Below are 2,723 nucleotides of genomic sequence, written 5' to 3'. Positions count from 1 at the left end.
AGGTCGGTGAAGCCGGGATCGCCGCTCGTGTCGGTGCGCAGCACCAGGGTGTTGACCATGAACCCGACGAGGTCGTCCAGGGCCTGGTCGGTGCGTCCGGCGATGGGGCTGCCGATCGGGATGTCGGTTCCGGCCCCGAGCCGGGTGAGCAGCGCGGCGAGACCGGCCTGGAGCACCATGAACACGCTGGCGCCGCGCTCGGTGGCGAGGTCCCGCAGCGCCTGGTGCAGTTCGGCGTCCAGCCGGACGGCGAGCCGGCCGCCCCGCTGGGAGGCCACCGGCGGCCGGGGCCGGTCGGCGGGCAGTTGAAGCTGCTGTGGCAGCGCGGCCAACTCATCCTTCCAGTAAGCAAGTTGCCGGGCGAACAGACTGTCCGGGTCGGTGGCGTCGCCGAGCAGATCGCGTTGCCACCGGGTGTAATCGGCGTACTGCACCGGCAGCGGGGACCACCTTGGTTCCTCGCCCCGGCACCGGGCCCCGTAGGCCGTCGCCAGGTCGCCGGAGAGCGGGCCCATCGACCAGCCGTCGGCCGCGATGTGGTGCACCACGAGCAGCAGCACGTGCCGGTCGGGGGCGAGCGCGTAGAGCTCCGCGCGGATCGGCGGCTCGGCGGCCAGGTCGAAGCCGTACTGCGCCCCTTCCGCCAGCCGGCCCGGCAGCCGTACGTCGTCGAGTTCGACGACCGGCAGCTCGGGGCGGGCCTCGTCCGGGCTCAGCACCAGCTGGTACGGCACGCCGTCCGCTTCGCGCAGGACCGTCCGCAGGCTCTCGTGCCGGGCGATCACGTCGGCGAGCGCGGTATGCAGCGCCGCCCGGTCCAGTTCGCCGTCCAGGCGCAGCGCGAGCGGCATGTTGTAGGTGGCGCCCGGTCCGTCCATGCGGTGCAGGAACCACAGGCGTTGCTGGGCGAAGGACAGCGGGATCCTCTCCCGGCCTCCGGCCGGGGGTGCCCCCACGGGGCGCGGACGGGCGGTCAGCGCGGGCCGCTGCGTGACCGAGCCGTCGAGACGGACCGCCAGGGCGGCCACGGTCGGGTGCTCGAAGAGCGTGCGGACCTCGAGCTCCGCGCCGAAGGCCGCCCGGACCCGGGAAGCCAGGCGGGTCGCCAGCAGGGAATGCCCGCCGAGGTCGAAGAAACTGTCCTCGACGCCGACCCCGGGCAGCCCGAGCACCTCGGCGAAGAGATCGGCGAGCAGTTGCTCCTGCGGGGTGCGCGGCGCCCGCCCGGTCGCGGCCGTCCCCAGATCGGGGGCGGGCAGCGCGCGGCGGTCGACCTTGCCGCTGGCGGTCAGCGGCAGTGCGTCCAGGACGACGATGGCCGACGGCACGAGGTAGTCGGGCAGCCGGTCGCGCAGCCGGTCGCGGAGTTCACCGACGAGGGCGCCCGTGGCGCGGCTGCCGGTCGGGCGGTTGGTGAGCGAGGACAGCGCGGTGCCGGACGGCCTCAGCGGCCGGTAGGCCTCGACCGGGGCGTCTCCTGGTACGCCGCCGATGACGACGTCCAGAGCGTCGGGCGCACAGGCCGACCAGGTGACATCCACCCGGCGGCCGAGTTCGTCTCCGAGCTCACGGAAGTCCTCCGGGTCGGGCAGGCCGCCGTTGTCCGGGCCGTGCAGCCGGTCCAGCAGTTCGGCGAGTGTGCCGTCCCCGCTGCGCACTGCCCGGGCCAGCGCCGCCTCGCGGGCGACGCGCCGGTTCGGCACCCCGGTGACGCGCACCGGGTCCGTGCCGGTCCGGACGAGCAGCTCGCGCAGTTCCGTGAGGTCGGCGATGTCCCGGTTCCAGGTCAGTTCCCGCGGTGCGGCCGGTGCGGCCGGGACGGCCGACCGCTCGTACAGCGTGACGTCGTAGCGGTAGCGGGTGAGCTCGTTGTGGTGCCGGCCGCGCTTGACCTCCACGGCCACGGCCCCGACGGTGCCGCGGTCGCGCAGGACGGTGAAGAAGTCCGGGTCGACCAGGAGTTCCTTCTCCACCAGCAGGGCCTGCTCCACGGCACGGCGCACGGAGGACAGGTCGGCGCCGTCGTCGGCCCGGTGGAGCTGGACGGCCGTCGTGAACGGGCGCAGCAGCCGCAGGTTGCGGACGTCGCCGATGAAGAGCGCGCCGCCGGGGGCGAGCAGCCGCGTCAGCCGGTCGACCACGTCCGCGAGGTAGTCGGCGGACGGGAAGTACTGCACCACCGAGTTCAGCACGATGGTGTCGAACCGCCCGGCCGGCAGCCCGTCGGTGTCGTGCGCCGGGCGGGTCTGCAGCACCACACGCCCGGCCAGCCGCTCCTCCCGCGCCACCTGGGCGGCCAGCGCGTCGATCGCGGTGGCGGAGAAGTCGGTCGCCCAGTAGGACTCGCAGTGCGGTGCGATCTGTGAGAGGAGCAGACCGGTGCCGACGCCGACCTCCAGCACCCGGCGGGGGCGCAGGGCCAGGACGCGCGCCACGGTGGCGTCCCGCCACTGACGCATCTGCTCGACCGGGATCGGGCTCGCGTCGTAACTGCTGTTCCAGCCGACGAAGTTCTGGCCGAAGGCGGCTTCCTCGGGAGCGATGGGCAGGGAGTCGTAGATGTCCCGCCACTCGCCCACGTGTTCCGCTTCGAGACCACCGTCCCGGGTCGCCTCCTGGCGCGGTACGACGTAGCCGACGAGCCGGTCGTCCTGGGCGAGTACGGCGGCCTGGGCGACGGCGGGGTGTTCGGTGAGGGCGGCCTCGATCTCGCCGAGTTCGAT

Annotated in this window: 1 protein-coding gene; it reads right to left on the bottom strand. The window is 73.9% G+C overall.

Annotated elements, in window-relative coordinates:
- On the bottom strand, positions 1 to 2,723 hold a 2,723-nt coding region (locus ACWEBX_RS38970), incomplete at both ends, for a condensation domain-containing protein (RefSeq protein WP_451889439.1).

The organism is Streptomyces sp. NPDC005070, from assembly GCF_053600395.1.
Note: the sequence above shows the minus strand (reverse complement) of the source record. Positions and strands in the feature narration are given on the sequence as shown.